Source organism: Streptomyces sp. WMMB303 (assembly GCF_029351045.1).
Lineage (GTDB): Bacteria > Actinomycetota > Actinomycetes > Streptomycetales > Streptomycetaceae > Streptomyces.
This window is the reverse complement of the sequence record NZ_JARKIN010000001.1, coordinates 1,304,256-1,321,788: the sequence shown is the minus strand read 5'-3', so window position 1 is coordinate 1,321,788 and position 17,533 is coordinate 1,304,256. Positions and strand designations below refer to the sequence as shown.

Here is a 17,533-nt window from a genome sequence, read left to right as displayed (position 1 = left end):
CGTCTCACGCCTCCGTCGTGCCGAGGCCGGGGGCCGCTGCCGTGGGGGTTCCGGGCTGTTCCGGCTCGTGGAACTCGAGCTGCTTGCGGCGGTCGGCGATCAGGCCCTCGGGCCGGAAGCGCATCAGCAGGACGAGTGCGATGCCGAAGAGCAGGAGCTGGTAGTCGGCCATGAACTGGAGCTTGGCCGGGATGAGGTAGAGGAGCGCCGCGCCGATGAGGGGCCCGCTGACGGTGCCCATGCCGCCGAGGATGACGGCGATGAGGAGGAAGGCGGAGTTGGGTGGTGCGGTGTGCACGAACTTGTAGGACTCGGGGGTGACGGAGAACTCGACGTGGGCCAGGACGGTGCCGGCCATTCCGGCGAGGGTGGCGCCGAGGGCGAAGGCCATGAGTTTGAGCCGGAAGGCGTTGACGCCCATGGCGCGGGCCGCGGTCTCGTCCTCGCGGATGGCGATCCAGGCCCGTCCGATGCGGGAGTTGTCGGAGCGTCGGAAGACGGTCACGACGATCGCGGTGAACAGGAGCATCAGCAGGTAGTAGTTGCCGAAGCGGCCGAGTTCGAAGCCGAGGACGGTGTGCGGCTGTCCGAGGTCGAAGCCGAAGATCTTCAGGTCGGGGATGTTGGGGATGCCGTTGGGTCCGTTGGTGATGTTGGGTCCGGAGTCGCCGTCGAGGTTCTGTACGGAGATGCGGAAGATCTCTCCGAAGCCGAGGGTGACGATGGCGAGGTAGTCGCCGTGCAGGCGCAGCGAGGGGAAGCCGATGAGGAGGCCGAAGACGAGGGCGACCGCGGCGCCGATGAGCACGGCGGCCCAGAACGGTACGTGGATGCCGAGCGAGGAGGTCTCGGCTCCGGAGACCAGGGCCGCGGTGTAGGCGCCGACGCCGAGGAAGGCGACGTAGCCCAGGTCGAGGATGCCGGCGAGGCCGACGACCATGTTCAGGCCGAGTGCCACGGTCGCGAAGATCAGCACGCTGACGGCGATGTTGGTGTAGGCCTCGTTGCTCTGGGTGATCGGGAAGAGCAGTGCGGCGGCGAAGGTGGCGGCCAGGGTGACGGTGCGGTGTGTGACGGTCAGTGCGGAGAGCCGCCGGGGCAGCCCGGCTCGGGCGAGGGCGGGGAAGGCGAAGGCGGCCAGGATCAGGAAGCCGATGAAGGGCGGTCCGCCTTCGGCCTCGATGCCGTAGGCGAAGACGTAGAGGCCGGCGGCGCAGGCGGCGCAGATCACCAGGATCTCGGCCCAGCCGGGCAGGGGCGCTGCCGGTCCCGGTGGGGGCGCGGCGACGGCCCGGCGCAGCCGCTGCCAGGGCGGGCTCTGCCGGGTGCCGGACGCGGGCCGGTCCGCTTCGGTGTCCGGGGGCAGGTCGGTGGGCAGGGCGAGGGCGCCGACGACGGCCAGCAGGGTGCCGGCGGCGGCGATCCACATGCCGGGTTCGAAGTTGACGATGCCGCCGAGTTCGACGGCGATGGCGGCGGCGGTGTACCAGGTGGCGGCGAGGTTGCCGAGGGTGAGCAGCAGCAGGGCGCTGTGTCTGCCGCCGGGGGTGAGCCAGCGCAGTCCGGGGACGCCCGCGGTGGCCAGGAGCAGCGCCGCGGTGAGGACGGCGGCGGTGAGGGTGAGGAGCTGGAGGCCCGCCGGGTACATGGCGATCGTCAGGTTGCCGGGGAACGCGGAGGTCCAGGTCCAGGGGAGCATGGTGCTCGCGAAGGCGGCGAGGGCTCCGGCGCCGACGAGGATCCGGCCCCGCGTGCGGCTGGTGTGCGGGTCGGGGCTGAGCGGGAGGGGCGGTGGGCCCGCGGTGGCGGTGGTGGCGTTCGCCGCGCCGGGGGCCGGGGTGGTGGTGTGCTGTGTGGTCATGGGTATCACGCCCGATCCGCGAGGCGTTCGCCGAGGATTCCTTGGGGTCGTACGAGGAGGACGAGGATGAGCAGGATGAACGCCCATACGTCCTTCCAGGAGCCGCCGCCGAACTGTTCGAGTCCGGGGATGTCGCCGATGTAGGCGGTGGCCATGGCTTCGCCGACGCCGAGGACGAGGCCGCCGACCATGGCGCCGTAGATGTTGCCGATGCCGCCGAGGACGGCGGCGGTGAACGCCTTGAGTCCGGCGATGAAGCCCATCCGGAAGTTGACCTCCCCGGTCTTGAAGCCCTGGGCGATGGCGGCGACGGCGGCGAAGGCGGCTCCGATGGCGAAGGCCATCACGATGATGCGGTCGGTGTTGACGCCCATCAGTTTGGCGGTGTCGGGGTCTTGGGAGGTGGCCTGCATGGCGCGTCCGGTGCGGGTCTTGGCCACGAACAGTCCGAGCGCGAGCATGCACACGGGTGCGGAGACGAAGATGAACAGGTCTTCGCGGGAGAGGGCGACGAAGCCCAGGTCGAGGTCGCCGCCGCCGAGTTGCGGGAAGGGGCGGGCCTTCTTGGCCTCGGGGTAGAAGGCCCAGACGGCCTGCTGGAGTGCGAGGGACAGCCCGATCGCGGTGATCAGCGGCGAGAGCCGGGGTCCGCCGCGCAGCGGCCGGTAGGCGAAGCGTTCGGCGCCGACGGCGACGAGAACGGCGCACACGACGCCGAGGAGGATCATCAGGGGGAGGGCGACGGCCATGCCGGTGCCGTCCGGCAGCCACAGGTGGGCGGTCAGCGCGCCGAAGCCGCCGATCATGAATATCTCGCCGTGGGCGAAGTTGATGAGCTGGACGATGCCGTAGACCATCGTGTACCCGATCGCGATGAGGCCGTACAGCGCGCCGAGTGCGAGTCCGTTCGCCAGCTGATCCGGCAGATCTTGCACCGGGACTCCTTGAGGTGTCAGATACGGCTGCGCGGGGGCGCGTCGGGCGCCCCCGCGCAGCCGTGCGGTACCGACTGGGGCAGTGGTGTGCGGATCAGCCTTCGCCGAAGGTGCCGGTCCGCACCGGCTCGTGCTTGCCGCCCTTGACCTCGTAGACGGAGAGCTGCTTGTTGGTGGTGTCGCCGTACTCGTCGAAGGCGACGTCCCCGGTGACGCCCTTGAACCGGACGTCCTGCATGGCCTCGGTGATCTGCTTGCGGGTGTCGTCCATGGCGTCGGGCAGCTTGCCGTCGTTCTTCTCCGCCACGGCCTTGACCGCCTGGATGATCGCCCAGGTGCTGTCGTAGGCGTAGCCGCCGTAGGCCTCGTAGGGCAGCTTGTAGTCGGCGGCCTCGTAGTTCTTCATGAACGTCTTGGCGGTGTCGAGGGTCTCCAGCGGCGCTCCGACGGAGGTGGCCAGGTCTCCGTCGACGTTCTTCTTGCCGAGCTTGATGTACTCCTCGCTGTAGAGCGCGTCACCGCCGACGACCAGCGCGTCGGAGCCGGCCTTGGTGATCTGCGCGCTGAGCGGGGCGCCTGCCGGGTACTCGCCGCCGTAGTAGACGAAGTCGGCCTTGGACTTGGCGACCTTGGTGGCGACGGCGGAGAAGTCCCGGTCGTCGGGGTTGATGTGGTCGGTGCCCACGACCTTGCCGCCGAGTTTCTTGAACTCGTCGGTGAAGGTGCCCGCCAGTCCGGCGCCGTAGGTCTTCTTGTCGTCGATGATGTACGCCTTCTTCAGCTTCCGCTTGTCGAACAGGTACTGGGCGGCGTACGGGCCCTGTACGGCGTCGGTGGTGGAGGTGCGGAAGTAGGTGTCGAACAGCCGCTTCTTCTCGCCCTTCTGCCAGTTGGGGCCCTGGCTGAGCTCCGGGGCTGTGTTGGCGGGGGAGACCTGCACCAGTCCGGCGTTGCCGAAGACCTTCTGCATGGACTGGCCGACGTGCGAGTTGAGGGGGCCGACCACTCCGACGACCTTGTCGTTGCCGACCAGTTTGGTGGCGTTCTGCTGGCCGGTGCCGGCCTGGGCCTGGTCGTCCAGCGCCTCCAGTTTGAAGGTGACGCCCTTGACCTCGTTGTTCTTGTTGGCGGTCTTGACCGCGAGGTCGCTGGAGTTCTTGATGCCCTGCCCCAGTGCGGACAGGTCGCCGGTGAGCGGGGCGTCGACGCCGATGACGACGGTGGTGTTGGAGCCGCTGTCGCTGCCTCCGCTCGTGTCGTCGCGCGAGCCGCACGCGGACAGGGTGAGGGCTCCCACCGTGGCGGTGGCGGTGAGTATGAGCAAGGAACGGTGACGCACGATCAGTCCTTTCCCCGAGGCGCGGCCCCCCATGGAGTGAGTGGCCGGATCGCGCGCCGGGCCGTACGAGTCGTACAGAACGGTGCTGTCGTGCGCCCGGCGGCGCGTGACTGGCGGTGACTCTATGGCGCTGCCGGTGCCGCCGGGCAGAGGGCGGATCCAGGATGTGACTTTCTTGTTATCACCGTCACGGAACCGGTCGACCGGTGGCCGCACCTCCGCGGCCCGCCCGGGGTGACGGGCCGTCGGCGGACGTGATGCGCGGCCGGAAGCCGCAGTTGGTCCGGCGCTTCGCCGGCCGGTGCCGCGCGGCGGGTCCGGATACCGTACGGACCGCGCGGGCGCGTGCGCGGGCGCGACCGCCTCGGGGGACGCGATGGGCCCTACCGCGCCTGCTCGTCACGCAATGTGACGCCCGGGTGGCGCGGCCGCACCGGTGGCGGCGGGCTGCGGCCTTCTCCGGTGGGCTCCGGCGGGTGCCGATGCGGCGGCTGGCGGTACGGGGGCGGCGGTACGGCGGGCGGCGGCGCGGCAGGCGGCGGTCCGGCGGCCCCTGCCGCGCCGGGGGAGGGGAGTCGGTTCCCTGCCGGGTGTGGCGGCGGTTCCTACCGAGGCGCTTAGCGAGAGTGCCCCGTCCTTCAGGGCGGGGGCGAATCGCCCCACGGCGGCGGCCCGCTCAGTGACGTTTTCTCAACGGTGATCATTTCCAGATTTCGTTGAGGGCGAGGGCGGCACGTGCGATGTCGCCGATCCGGCTGGGGCTGAGAGTGACGTGCTGGAGGGTGCGCCAGCGTTTTGAGTTCGGCAGCGGCGCGTTCGCCGAGGGCGCGGATCCCTGTGATGAGGCTGTTCGTGGTTCGTGTGTCTGCGTGCAGGGCCCGTTCGGACTGGCCCTTCGGGCGCCGGGTGGGGACGAGGATGCCGATGCCGGCCCCGATGTAGCCCTTGTCGGCAAGGGTGGGCAGGCCGTCGGCTGCGGCCTTGTACAGAGCAGGCAGGGCGTGCATGCGCGCGGCGGTGATGTCCGGGGTGGAGCCGGGCTCTGCGTCGGATACCCACAGCGGTGCGCCGTCGGGGCGGCCAGGAACTGCACGTTGCTGCCGAACGCCTTGTGTTTCTGGCTGAACCAGAGGTCGTTGCCGTTCTCGCGGACGCCGGCGACGCGGTCCGACTCGATCAGCGTGCCGTCCAGGATGATGTGGGACATGCCCTCGGCCCGGCAGCGGTCCAGGACTTGATGCAGGTCCGGGGCCTGACCGGCGAGCACGTCGATGCCTTCGTGCAGGTAGCGGTAGGCGGTGGCCTGCGAGATGCCGGTGTCCCGGGCCAGGCAGTGCACGCAGGCCCGCTCACGGAACCAGCCCAGTACCAGGACCGCCTGACGGAAGGTGCCCACCGCGCGCGAGCCCTTCGGCGTGCCGATGGTGCGGCGCTGCCCTGCCAGCAGGCGCGAGAGGTACTCCAGCACGTGGCGGGGGACGTCGAGCATGGCAACATAGGTGACCAACGTGAAGCCTCTGGTGTTGCCGGACGATCTTGTGGTGAGAACCGTCCTACCAGGGGCTTTACGTCTGCCTGCGGCAGGGTGACTCGGTGTCCGATCACGCCACACACGGGAAGATCAACCCGCTTCGCGAAGATCATTTCGCTGAGAAAACCTCAGTGGGGCCGCTTCTGCTGTTCGATGTAGTCCTTGACCACCTGGAGCGGTGCGCCGCCGACCGATCCGGCGAAGTATGAGGGCGACCAGAAGTGGCCGTGCATGACGGCGCGGTTGACCCGGCCGGTGAACTCGGCGCGCAGACGCCGGGCAGAGACGCCCTTGAGTGAGTTCACCAGTCCGGACAGGGCGATCTTCGGCGGGTAGTGCACGAGGAGGTGCACGTGGTCGGCTTCGCCGTTGAACTCGGTGAGCGTGGCGCCGAAGTCGTCGCACACCTTGCGCATGGTCTCTTCGCAGCGTGTCAGCATCTCGTCGTCCATGGCGCCCCGCCGGTACTTCGTGACGAACACCAAGTGTGCGTGCAGGTTGTAGACGACCGTACGGCCCCTGCGGATATCGGGGACGGACGCCTCTGAGGTGCTGCCGGAGACGTCGCCTGAAGTCGGCATCGACCTCGGGCTCGGGCACTTCGCGATCCTCTCCGACGGCACGAAGGTCGACAGCCCGCGCTTCCTGCGCCGGGCCGAGAAGCGGCTGAAGAAGGCACAGCGGGACCTGTCCCGCAAGCAGAAGGGCTCCGCGAACCGGGGCAAGGCCAGAGTGAAGGTCGCTCGCGCTCACGCGCGGGTCGCCGACGCGCGCCGCGAGTTCCACCACCAGCTCTCCACCAAGCTGATCCGCGAGAACCAAGCGGTCGCAGTGGAAGACCTGGCAGTGAAGGGACTCGCCCGTACGCGCCTGGCCAAGTCCGTGCACGACGCCGGATGGTCGGCGTTCGTGAACATGCTGGAGTACAAGGCCGCACGGTACGGGCGCACCTTCGTGAGGATCGGACGGTTCGAGCCCACCAGTCAGGTGTGCTCGCAGTGCGGTGTCAAGGACGCCCCCAAGCCCCTGCACGTCCGGGAGTGGACGTGCAGGGAGTGCTGGGCCGTCCTCGACCGAGACGTGAACGCGGCGGTCAACGTCGCGAAGGCGGCCGGACTGGCCGTTACGGCCTGTGGAGCGCAGGTAAGACCGGTACCCGTACCGGCGCAGCGCGTTGAAGCAGGAACCCACCGAGGCCCGCAGACGCGGGCAGTAGGAATCCCGGTCCTTCAGGGCCGGGAGGATGTCAAGCGTCACGCAGCAGGCAGGTCAGGCGTGCCGAGCACACCCGCCGGTCCTGCTCGTCGGTGACGACGATCTCGTAGCTGGTCATCGTCCGCCCCCGGTGCACGGGGGTGGCCACCCCGGTCACCAGCCCCGAACGCGGCCCGCGGTGGTGGGTGCAGTTGAGGTCCACCCCGACGGCGGCCTTGCCCGGCCCACCGTGCAGCATCGCTCCCACCGAACCCAGCGTCTCGGCGAGCACGGCCGAGGCGCCGCCGTGCAGCAGCCCGTAGGGCTGGGTGTTGCCCTCGACCGGCAGCGTGCCCACCACCCGCTCGGGGGCGGCGTGCAGGATCTGCAGGCCCATCCGCTCGCCCAGCTTCCCGGCCGAGAACAGCGCGGGCAGGTCGACCCCCGACCCCTTCCACTGGTCCAGGATCTCCTGGGGGAACTCGGTGGTGGTCTGCTCGCCCATGTGCCGCTGCTCCGATCCTCCGTGGTGCGCCGGTGCTCCGTCTCCGACCGGCCGATCCGAGCTTAAGCCCGCACGGGCGTCAGTCGGCCGCCGAGGGAGTGAGCCTGATCACGACGGACTTGCTGGCGGGTGTGTTGCTGGTGTCGGCGGTGGCGTCGAGCGGCACCAGCACGTTGGTCTCCGGGTAGTACGCGGCGGCGCATCCGCGCGCTGTCGGATAGTGCACGACGCGGAATCCGCGGGCCACCCGCTCCTGCCCGTCGTCCCACTCGCCGGTCAGGTCGGCGTAGGAGCCGTCGGGCAGTCCGAGGGCGGCCGCGTCCGCGGGGTGCACGAGCACCACGCGGCGGCCGTCGCGGATGCCCCGGTAGCGGTCGTCGAGCCCGTAGACGGTGGTGTTGTACTGGTCGTGGGAGCGCAGCGTCTGCAACAGCAGCCGCCCCTCGGGCAGCCGGGGGTACTCCACCGGCGCCGCCGTGAAGTTCGCCTTCCCCGTCGCGGTGGGGAAGTGCCGCCGGTCCCGGGGCGCGTGCGGCAGTGTGAAGCCTCCGGGGCGGGCCGCCTTGGCGTTGAAGCCCTCGAAACCGGGCACCACGCGCGCGATGCGGTCCCGGACCAGCCCGTAGTCGTCCGCCAGCTCCGCCCAGGGGACGGTGGATCCCCCGCCCAGTACGGCTTGCGCCAGCCCGGCCACGATCGCGGGCTCGGACCGCAGCAGCGGGCTCGCCGGCTCCAGCCGCCCCCGCGAGGCGTGCACCATGCCCATGGAGTCCTCGACGGTGACGAACTGCTCGCCGCCGGGCCGGATGTCGCGTTCGGTCCGCCCCAGGGTGGGCAGGATCAGCGCCCGCGCCCCCGTCACGCAGTGCGAGCGGTTCAGCTTGGTGGAGACGTGCACGGTCAGCCGGGCCCGGCGCATCGCGGCCTCGGTCACCCCGGTGTCCGGGGAGGCGGCCACGAAGTTGCCGCCCATCGCGAGGAAGACCTTCACCTGCCCGTCGCGCATCGCGCGGATCGCCCGGACGACGTCGTAGCCGTGGGTGCGCGGCGGCGCGAAGCCGAACTCCTGCTCCAGCGCGTCCAGGAAGGCGGGCGCGGGGCGTTCGAAGATGCCCATGGTGCGGTCGCCCTGCACGTTGCTGTGGCCGCGCACGGGGCAGACCCCGGCACCCGGGCGTCCGATGTTCCCGCGCAGCAGCAGGAAGTTGACCACTTCGCGGATGGTGGGCACCGCGTGCTTGTGCTGGGTCAGCCCCATCGCCCAGCACACCACGGTGCGCTCCGAGGCGAGCACCAGTTCCGCGGCGCGCTCGATCTCGGCGCGCTCCAGCCCGGTGGCGGCCAGCGTCGAGGCCCAGTCGGTGGCCCGCGCGGTCTGCGCGAACTCCGCGAAGCCGTGGGTGTGCTCGCGGACGAACTCCTCGTCGACGGCGCCCTCCCGCTCCAGCACGATCCGGTTCAGCGCCCGGAAGAGCGCCTGGTCGCCGCCGAGCCGGACCTGCAGGAACAGGTCGGTGAGCGGGGTGCCGCCCGCCGCCAGACCCTTGGCGGTCTGCGGGTTCTTGAACCGCTCCATGCCGGCCTCGGGCAGCGGGTTGACGGTGATGATCCGCGCGCCGCCCGCCTTGGCCTTCTCCAGCGCGGAGAGCATCCGCGGGTGGTTGGTGCCCGGGTTCTGTCCCGCGACGATGATCAGGTCGGCCTGGTGGAGGTCCTCCAGCAGTACGCTGCCCTTTCCGACGCCGAGCGTCTCGGTCAGTGCGGAGCCGGACGACTCGTGGCACATGTTGGAGCAGTCCGGCAGGTTGTTGGTGCCGAACTCGCGGGCGAAGAGCTGGTAGAGGAAGGCCGCCTCGTTGCTGGTGCGGCCCGAGGTGTAGAAGACCGCCTCGTCGGGCGACGCCAGGCCGCGCAGCTCCTCGGCGATCAGCGCGAAGGCCTCGTCCCAGCCGATCGGCTCGTAGTGCTCCCCGCCCTCGGGCAGGTACATCGGTTCGGTCAGCCGGCCCTGCTGGCCCAGCCAGTAGCCGGACCGCGCGGCGAGATCGGCCACCGGGTGCGCGGCGAAGAAATCCCGGGTGACCCGGCGCGTGGTGGCCTCCTCGGCGACCGCCTTGGCCCCGTTCTCGCAGAACTCCGCGGCGTGCCGTTTCTCGCCCTCCGGCCAGGCGCAGCCCGGGCAGTCGAAGCCGTCCTTCTGGTTGACGCGCAGCAGCGTGAGGGCTGTGCGCTTCACGCCCATCTGCTGCCGCGCCATCCGCAGCGAGTGCCCCACGGCAGGCAGTCCCGCCGCGGCTCGCGCGGGCTCTCCCACCCGGGGTGCGTCCTGGACCGGGTCATTGGAGGGAGCCTTCCGAGTCATACCCCGGATGGTGCCACTCATCGGCCGCCGCGGGCAGCCCGGCGGCGCCCCCGGTGCCGTGTCCGGTGATTGTCGGACCCGCATGGGAGGATCGGCACCGTGGCTAAGAAGGCATCGAAGACGGCACCAGAAGCAACCCCTCAGCAGAGCGGCGGGACACCACCGCGTCTGATGCTCATGGACGGGCATTCTCTCGCGTATCGGGCGTTCTTCGCACTTCCGGCGGAGAACTTCAACACCACCTCGGGGCAGCCCACCAACGCGATCTACGGCTTCGTCTCGATGCTGGCCAACACCCTGCGTGACGAGGCGCCCACGCACTTCGCCGTCGCCTTCGACGTCTCCCGCAAGACCTGGCGCTCCGAGGAGTTCTCGGAGTACAAGGCGAACAGGTCCAAGAGCCCCGACGAGTTCAAGGGCCAGGTCGAGCTGATCGGCGAGCTGCTCGACACCATGCGGGTGCGCCGCTACGCGGTCGACGGCTTCGAGGCGGACGACGTGATCGCCACGCTCGCCACCCGGGCCGAGGCCGAGGGCTTCAAGGTGTCCATCGTCACCGGCGACCGGGACACCTTCCAGCTCGTCAGCGACAACGTCACGGTGCTCTACCCGACCAAGGGCGTCTCGGAGCTGACCCGCTACACCCCGGAGAAGGTGCAGGAGAAGTACGGTCTGTCCCCGGCGCAGTACCCCGATTTCGCCGCGCTGCGCGGCGACCCCTCGGACAACCTGCCGGGCATCCCCGGGGTGGGGGAGAAGACGGCCACCAAGTGGATCACCCAGTTCGGCTCGCTGGCCGAGCTGGCCGAACGGGCGGACGAGGTCAAGGGCAAGGCGGGCGAGAACCTGCGGTCCCACCTGGAGTCGGTGCTGCTCAACCGCAGGCTGACCGAGCTGGTGCGGGACGTGGAGCTGCCCGACGCGCCGGAGGACCTGGCGCGCACGCCCTACGACCGCGACGCACTCGCCGTCATTCTGGACACCCTGGAGTTCCGCCACCAGAACTTCCGCGACCGCCTCTTCGCGGCGGACCCGGCTGCCGCGCAAGCCGAGGAACCCGCGCCCGCTGAGGGCGTCGAGGTGGACGGCACGGTCGCCGAGGCCGGTGCGCTCGCCCCCTGGCTGGAGCAGCACGGTGCGGCCGCGCTCGGGGTCGCCACGGTCGACGTGTGGAAGCAGGGCACCGGCAGTGTCAGCGAGGTCGCGCTGGCCACCGGCACCGGCCCGGCCCTCTGGTTCGACCCGGCCGAGCTGCCGGAGGAGGACGAGCGGGCGTTCGCCGCCTGGCTGTCCGACCCGGACCGCCGCAAGATCATGCACGACGCCAAAGCGCTGATCCGGGTCTTCGCCGACCACGGCTGGCGGGTGGACGGCGTGTGGATGGACACCGCGCTCGCCGCCTACCTGGACAAGCCGGGCCGCCGCTCCTTCGCGCTGGACGCGCTGTCGGTGGAGTACCTGGGCCGCGAGCTGGGTCCCGCGGCCGAGGCCGACGGGCAGCTCGCGCTCGGGGTGGACGAGCAGGCCGAGGCGCAGGCCCTGATGGTCAAGGCGCGCACGGTGCACGACCTGGGCAGCGCCTTCGAGCAGCGGCTGGAGCAGGTGGGCGCCGCCGACATGCTGCGGGAGCTGGAGCTGCCGACGTCCGAGCTGCTGGCCGGGATGGAGCGGGCCGGTATCGCGGCGAACCGGGAGTGGTTCACAGGCCTGGAGCAGCAGTTCGCCGGGGCCGTGCAGCAGGCCGTGGAGGAGGCGCATGCCTCGGTGGGCCACGAGTTCAACCTGGGCTCGCCCAAGCAGCTCCAGGAGGTCCTCTTCGGTGAGCTGGGCCTGCCCAGGACGAAGAAGACGAAGACGGGCTGGACCACCGACGCGGACGCGCTGGCCTGGCTGGCCACCCAGACCGAGCACGAGCTGCCGGTCATCATGCTGCGCTACCGCGAGCAGCAGAAGCTCCGCACCACGGTCGAGGGCCTGATCAAGACGATCGCGCCCGACGGCCGTATCCACACCACGTTCAACCAGACGGTCGCCGCCACCGGACGGCTCTCCTCCACGGAACCGAACCTGCAGAACATTCCCGTCCGTACGGACGAGGGCCGCGCCATCCGCCGCGGCTTCCGCGTCGGCGAGGACTTCGAGTCGCTGATGACGGCCGACTACAGCCAGATCGAACTGCGGGTGATGGCCCATCTGTCCGAGGACGCCGGGCTGATCGAGGCGTTCACCTCCGGCGAGGATCTGCACACCACGGTCGCGGCGCAGGTCTTCGGCGTCGAGAAGAGCGGTGTCGACGCGGAGATGCGCCGCAAGATCAAGGCGATGTCCTACGGGCTGGCGTACGGGCTGTCCGCCTTCGGGCTCTCGCAGCAACTCGGAATCGCCCCCGACGAGGCGCGCAAGCTGATGGACACCTACTTCGAGCGGTTCGGCGGGGTGCGCGACTATCTGCACCGCACGGTCGACGAGGCCCGCGCCACCGGCTACACCCACACGATCATGGGGCGCCGCCGCTATCTGCCCGATCTGACCAGCGACCACCGGCAGCGCCGCGAGATGGCCGAGCGGATGGCGCTCAACGCCCCGATCCAGGGCACGGCGGCCGACATCGTCAAGGTCGCCATGCTCAAGGTCGACGCGGCGCTGCGTACGGTCGGGCTGCGCTCCCGGATGCTGCTCCAGGTGCACGACGAGATCGTGCTGGAGATCGCCCCGGGAGAGCGGGAGCGGGTCGAGGAACTGGTCCGCTCCGAGATGTCCACGGCGGTCTCCCTGCGGGCGCCGCTGGACGTGTCGGTCGGTGTCGGCCTGGACTGGGAGTCGGCGGCGCACTGAGTCGTGCCGGAATCCGGGCGGCTGGGCGAGAACCCGGGCGCGGGCGAGTGGCGCGTGGCCGTTCGTCACGCGGCTTCGCCGTCCGGCGCCCCGGAGTCCCGGCCATCGGCGGCCGTCCGTGTACCGGCGCCTGTGGAGGACATGGGGGAACAGCGGGGCGAACATCGGGAAAACCGGCTTCCGAAGCGGGGCATAAGCGCCAGAAGCCCCGCACGGCCGCTGACTTGGGGCAGGCTCTGCCGTAAGGTCGCGGTGACTGCGTCCGATGGGGAGAGGACGGGACTGACCTATGGCGCGAATCCGGGGCCGGCACGCCGCACGGCGGGCGGCCACCACAGCGGCGGGACACCGGCGCCGCGGCGGGCTGCGCAGTGCCAGATACCGCAGGGGGCTGGGCGGCACGGCCGTCGCGGCCGTCGTCATGGCGGCGCTGACCGCCTCGCAGGCGCCTGGTGTGGAACTCGCCGGGGACGGCGGTGCCGGCCGGCCGGGCTCCACGGGCGACCGCACACCGGGCGACGACGAGTACGCCACGGAACTGCCGCCGCTGGAGTCCCCGCACCCGCCCGGTGCGTCCGAACCCGGCGGCTCCGAGGACACCTCCGGTATCCCGGCCTCGGTGCTGGCCGCCTACAAGAAGGCCGCCCGGTCGCTCGCCTCCCGGACGCCGGGCTGCGGACTGCGCTGGGAACTCCTCGCGGGTATCGGCAAGGTCGAGTCCGGTCACGCCCGCGGGGGCGCCGTCGACAAGGACGGCACGACACTGCGCCCGATCCTGGGCCCGGTGCTCAACGGCAAGGGCTTCGCCCACATCAAGGACACCGACGGCGGCCGCTGGGACAGCGACACGACCTACGACCGCGCGGTCGGTCCGCTGCAGTTCATCCCCTCCACCTGGGACCGCTGGGGGGCGGACGGCAACGGCGACGGCCGCAAGGATCCCAACAACATCCACGACGCCGCGCTCGCCGCGGGTGCCTACCTGTGCGCGGACGGGCGCGATCTGTCCTCCAGTGCCGGACTGGACCGGGCCGTCCTCAGCTACAACAACTCGAGCGACTATCTGCGGACGGTCCTGGCCTGGTTCGAGTACTACCGCAAGGGCACCCACCCGGTGCCGGACCGCGACGTTCCGGTGCTGCCCACCACGCCCGGACTCGGCGAGTCCGGTGGCGGTTCGAGCCCGGGCGGGGGACGCGGCGGCGCGGACCCGGCGGACGACAAGCCCGGCGAACCGAACAAGCCCGGCGAGCCCGAGAAGCCCGGTGGCGACGGCAGGCCCGGCAACGGGCACGACGGCGACGGCAAGCCCGGCGAGGGGGACGACGGCGGCGGCAAGCCCAGTCCCGAGCCGACCGGCCCGCACGCCATCGAGCGGGTCGGCGCCGGGAAGTTCACCGCGGTCGCCGGTGAGGACTTCGCCGGGCACCCCGTCGTCAAGGTGGAGACCGCCAAGGGCAAGGGTGTCAAGGGCGTCCGGGTCCGGTTCGAGGTCCGCGGCGAGACCGAAGCGGCCTTCGAGCGCGGTGCCAGGAGTGCGACGGTCACCACCGACGCGCAGGGCAACGCGACAGCGCCCGCGCTCGGCGCGGGCGACCGGACCGGCTCCTTCACCGTGCGCGCGACGGTTCCCGGCAAGAAGCTGGGCAGTGTCGACTTCGCGGCCTCGGTCACGGCTCCGCAGGCCGACACCCTGGCGCGGACGAGTGAGGTCGCGCTGGAGGCCGACAGGGGCGGAAAGTTCGCCCAGGCCGTGGAGGTCAAGGCCACCCGCAAGGGCAAGGCCGTCGCGAACACCTCGTTGACGGCCGCGTTCGGCGACGACGCCGAGGACGCCGGCCCGTACTTCGGGAAGGACGAGCAGGGCGCGCCGGTCCGCCGTCTCGCGGATCTGAAGACGGACGCCGAGGGCGTCGTCGCGCTGCCCGAGCTGTTCGCCGGCGACCGGCCCGGCACCTACACGCTGACGCTGACGGCCGAGGGCGGCGCCACCGTGCAGGTGAAGGTCACCGTCAAGGGCTGAGCGCGACGGCCTCCCGCCGCCCCCGGTGCCGAGCACCGGGGGCGGTCCGGTGTGCCGGGCCGCGCCGAAGAAGCCGCTGCGCACCACTGTTCCCGCGCGCCCCTGGCAGCTTCGGCAGGAGGCCGCACGCGCAGGAGAGCGCGCGCCTGGTCCTGCCGGTCCCGCGAGGCGCTTCGCCGCGCTCTCGCTGCTCATCCCCTGCTACGCCTTCCCCCGCGGCCGGGATCCCGCCCGGCCGCCGCCCGCCCGACCAGCTCACTCCGCCCGCCCGCGTGCCTTCGTACGGCCGGTGGGTTCGGCCGCGGCGGGGTCCTCCGGCCAGGGGTGCTTGGGATAGCGGCCGCGCAACTGGGCCCGCACACCCCGGTAGCCCTCCGCCCAGAAGGACGCGAGATCGGCGGTGACGGCCGTGGGACGCCCGGCGGGGGAGAGCAGGTGGAGCAGCAGCGGCACCCGCCCGTCCGCCACCCGCGGAGTCTCCAGCGCCCCGAACATCTCCTGGAGCTTCACGGCCAGCACCGGCTGCTCCGGCGTGTAGTCGACCCGGATCCGCGACCCCGACGGCACCTCGACGCGCTCCGGCGCCAGCTCCTCCAGCCGTGCCGCCGCACCCGAGGCCCACGGCAGCAGCCCGGCCAGCACCTCGCCCGCCTCGAGACGGGCCAGGTCGGCGCGTGAGCGCACCTCTCCCAGCCACTCCTCCGCCTGCTCCAGCAGTGCCTCCTCGGAAACGTCCGGCCAGGGCGCGCCCAGCGTCCGGTGCAGGAACGCCAGCCTGCGGCGCAGCGCCACAGCCCTCGGTGACCAGCGCAGCAGATCCGTGCCGTGCTGCCGCAGCCCCTCCAGTACGGCCTCCCGCAGCGCCGCGTCCGGCGGGTCCGGCAACGGGCGCACCGACAGCCGCACCGCTCCCAGCGACTCCACCTGACGGGCCACCACCTCACCGGGCGAGTCCTGCGGGCCCTGCTCGGGATCCCAGCGCACCTCTTCGCGTACTCCGTACAGCGCGCCCGCCGCGGCCCGTGCCGTCGCCTCGTCGATCGCGGCCGCCAGCCGCACTCGGGCCGAGGCGGCGCCCACCGGCCGGTCCGCGACGGCGACGGCCAGCCACCGGGCTCCGCGCAGCGCGCTGTCCGCGGCCAGTTCGGCGCGGGTGCCGCCGGCCATCAGATACGCGCCGCCGCGCTGTGCCAATGCCACCCGCTCCGGCTGTGCGAGGGCCACCACCGTGCCCACGGCCTGCTCGTGCGCGAGTCCCTCCGGTGGCGCCGTACGCGCGCCCAGCAGTGACCGCAGCCGCCGCACCTCGGCTGCCCAGCGCATTCCGTACGGGTCCTCCCGCGGCGCCGCGCGGGCCCGCCGGACGGCCTCGGCCGCGTCGTCCCCGTACGCCCGCGGGGGCTCCTCGCTCAGCAGCGCCACCGTCTCGCAGGCCGCCTCGCTGCCCACGGCCGCGGCGCCGTCCAGCAGCGCGCGGGCCAGCCGCGGGTGCACTCCCAGGCCGGCCATCCGCTGCCCTCGCCGGGTCACCCGGCCCCGCTCGTCCAGCGCGCCGACCGTCCGCAGCGTCCGCCGAGCCGCCGCCATGGCGCCCTCCGGCGGCGCGTCCAGCAGTGCCAGCCGCGCGGCCTGCGGGTCGCCCCAGCAGGCGGCCTGCAGGGCGAAGGCCGTCAGATCGGCCACCGCGATCCCGGGGGACGGGTCACGCGGCCGCCCCGCCTCCTCGGCCTCCGCCCAGCACGCGTAGGCCACGCCCGGCGCCTCCCGGCCCGCCCGGCCCCGGCGCTGCTCGGCCGCCGCGCGGGAGACCCGCACCGTGGTCAGGGAGCCGAGTCCCCGCGCGTGGTCCGTACGGGGCTCCCGGGCCAGCCCCGCGTCCACCACCACCCGCACCCCGGGCACCGTCAGACTCGACTCGGCCACCGCCGTGGAGAGGATCACCCGGCGGTCCCCGCGGGTACCGCCGCCCAGCACCTCGTCCTGCAGCCGCGCCGGTGCCCGGCCGTGCAGCGGGAGCACCCGCGCCGCCAGCCCCGACAGCAGGTCCGTCACCCGGGCGATCTCGCCGACACCGGGCAGGAAGCAGAGCACGTCGCCCTCCGGCTCGGCTGCCAGCGCCTGCCGGACGGTCGCCGCCACATGGCGCAGCAGTCCCGGATCGACGCGCATGCCGTGCGGCGGACGCAGGCCGGCCGGCGGCGGCGCGTACCGCACCTCCACCGGATGGCTCGTGCCCCGGCCGTGCACGACCCGCGCGGACAGCAGTCGCGCCCACGCTGCGCTGTCCTGGGTGGCGGACGCGGCGATCAGGTGCAGGTCGGGGCGGAGCGTCTCGCGCACGTCCAGCAGGAAGGCCAGGGCCGTGTCGGCGTCCAGATGGCGCTCGTGGCACTCGTCCATCAGGACGGTGTCGACACCGGGCAGCTCCTGATCGCGCTGCAGGCGCTGGAGCAGCACCCCCGTGGTGACCACCTCCACCCGGGTGCCGGGCCCGGCCCGGCGCTCGCCCCGCACCGTGAAGCCCACGCGCCCGCCTGGCTGCTCCCCCAGCAGCCAGGCCATCCGGCGCGCCGCCGACCGGGCCGCCATCCGGCGCGGCTCGGCCACCAGGACGGTGCGCGCCGGTGCGCCGTCCGGCAGGAGCCCGGCCAGGGCGAGCGGCAGCAGCGTCGTCTTGCCGGTGCCCGGTGGAGCGTGCACGACGGCCGCCCCGCACCCGGCGAGCGCCTCGCGCACCCGGGGGACCGCCTCGGCTATGGGGAGCTGCTGCAACTGGTCGTCATGGCGCACCAGCCGATTGTGCCCGGCCGGCACGCCCGGCGTACCGCCCGGGGCGCGGGGCAGACCGGGGCGCCGGAGGGACGCGGGATGCGGGCCGCAGTGCACCGGGCGGCGCCACCGGCCGGCGTGTGTCCGGGCGCCGCGCGAGTCCCCGAGACGCCGAGGGC

9 protein-coding genes and 2 pseudogenes are annotated in these 17,533 nt (G+C 72.2%); 3 read left to right on the top strand and 8 right to left on the bottom strand.

The window, feature by feature from the left end; translation table 11 throughout:
• Window positions 1–4: 4 nt before the first annotated feature.
• The 5 genes and pseudogenes from P2424_RS05985 to tnpA form a co-directional block, all read right to left on the bottom strand.
• Window positions 5–1,861, bottom strand: coding sequence for a branched-chain amino acid ABC transporter permease (locus P2424_RS05985; RefSeq protein ID WP_276474742.1), 1,857 nt, complete (start codon window positions 1,859–1,861; stop codon window positions 5–7).
• 5 nt (window positions 1,862–1,866) lie between these two features.
• Window positions 1,867–2,796, bottom strand: coding sequence for a branched-chain amino acid ABC transporter permease (locus P2424_RS05980; protein ID WP_276474741.1), 930 nt, complete (start codon window positions 2,794–2,796; stop codon window positions 1,867–1,869).
• Between the two features lie 94 nt (window positions 2,797–2,890).
• A complete protein-coding gene (locus P2424_RS05975) occupies window positions 2,891–4,135 on the bottom strand; it encodes a branched-chain amino acid ABC transporter substrate-binding protein (RefSeq protein WP_276474740.1) in 1,245 nt (414 codons plus the stop codon).
• A 700-nt stretch (window positions 4,136–4,835) separates the two neighbouring features.
• Window positions 4,836–5,642, bottom strand: a pseudogene (locus P2424_RS05970) (transposase family protein).
• 152 nt (window positions 5,643–5,794) lie between these two features.
• Window positions 5,795–6,247: an IS200/IS605 family transposase gene (gene tnpA, locus P2424_RS05965; RefSeq protein ID WP_276474739.1), complete on the bottom strand. Its 453-nt coding sequence runs from the start codon at window positions 6,245–6,247 to the stop codon at window positions 5,795–5,797.
• Here tnpA and P2424_RS05960 point away from each other — a divergent pair.
• Window positions 6,219–6,977: pseudogene (locus tag P2424_RS05960) on the top strand (RNA-guided endonuclease TnpB family protein); the annotation flags it as partial. The gene tnpA and the pseudogene P2424_RS05960 overlap by 29 nt on opposite strands.
• Here the strand turns inward: P2424_RS05960 and P2424_RS05955 are convergent.
• Both P2424_RS05955 and P2424_RS05950 read right to left on the bottom strand, forming a co-directional pair.
• A complete protein-coding gene (locus P2424_RS05955; protein ID WP_276474738.1) occupies window positions 6,913–7,365 on the bottom strand; it encodes a PaaI family thioesterase in 453 nt (150 codons plus the stop codon). The pseudogene P2424_RS05960 and the gene P2424_RS05955 sit on opposite strands and share 65 nt — an antisense overlap.
• Window positions 7,366–7,444: 79 nt before the next feature.
• The gene (locus tag P2424_RS05950; RefSeq protein WP_276474737.1) at window positions 7,445–9,727 is read right to left on the bottom strand and encodes an FdhF/YdeP family oxidoreductase; all 2,283 of its coding nucleotides are present in this window, start codon (window positions 9,725–9,727) and stop codon (window positions 7,445–7,447) included.
• Window positions 9,728–9,898: 171 nt separating this feature from the next.
• Between P2424_RS05950 and polA the strand changes: the two genes are divergently transcribed.
• A complete protein-coding gene (gene polA, locus P2424_RS05945; RefSeq protein ID WP_276478841.1) occupies window positions 9,899–12,562 on the top strand; it encodes a DNA polymerase I in 2,664 nt (887 codons plus the stop codon).
• A gap of 289 nt (window positions 12,563–12,851) precedes the next feature.
• Window positions 12,852–14,585, top strand: coding sequence for a lytic murein transglycosylase (locus P2424_RS05940; protein ID WP_276474736.1), 1,734 nt, complete (start codon window positions 12,852–12,854; stop codon window positions 14,583–14,585).
• 255 nt (window positions 14,586–14,840) lie between these two features.
• Here P2424_RS05940 and hrpB read toward each other — a convergent pair whose 3' ends face one another.
• Window positions 14,841–17,375, bottom strand: coding sequence for an ATP-dependent helicase HrpB (gene hrpB / locus P2424_RS05935; protein ID WP_276474735.1), 2,535 nt, complete (start codon window positions 17,373–17,375; stop codon window positions 14,841–14,843).
• Window positions 17,376–17,533 lie beyond the last annotated feature (158 nt).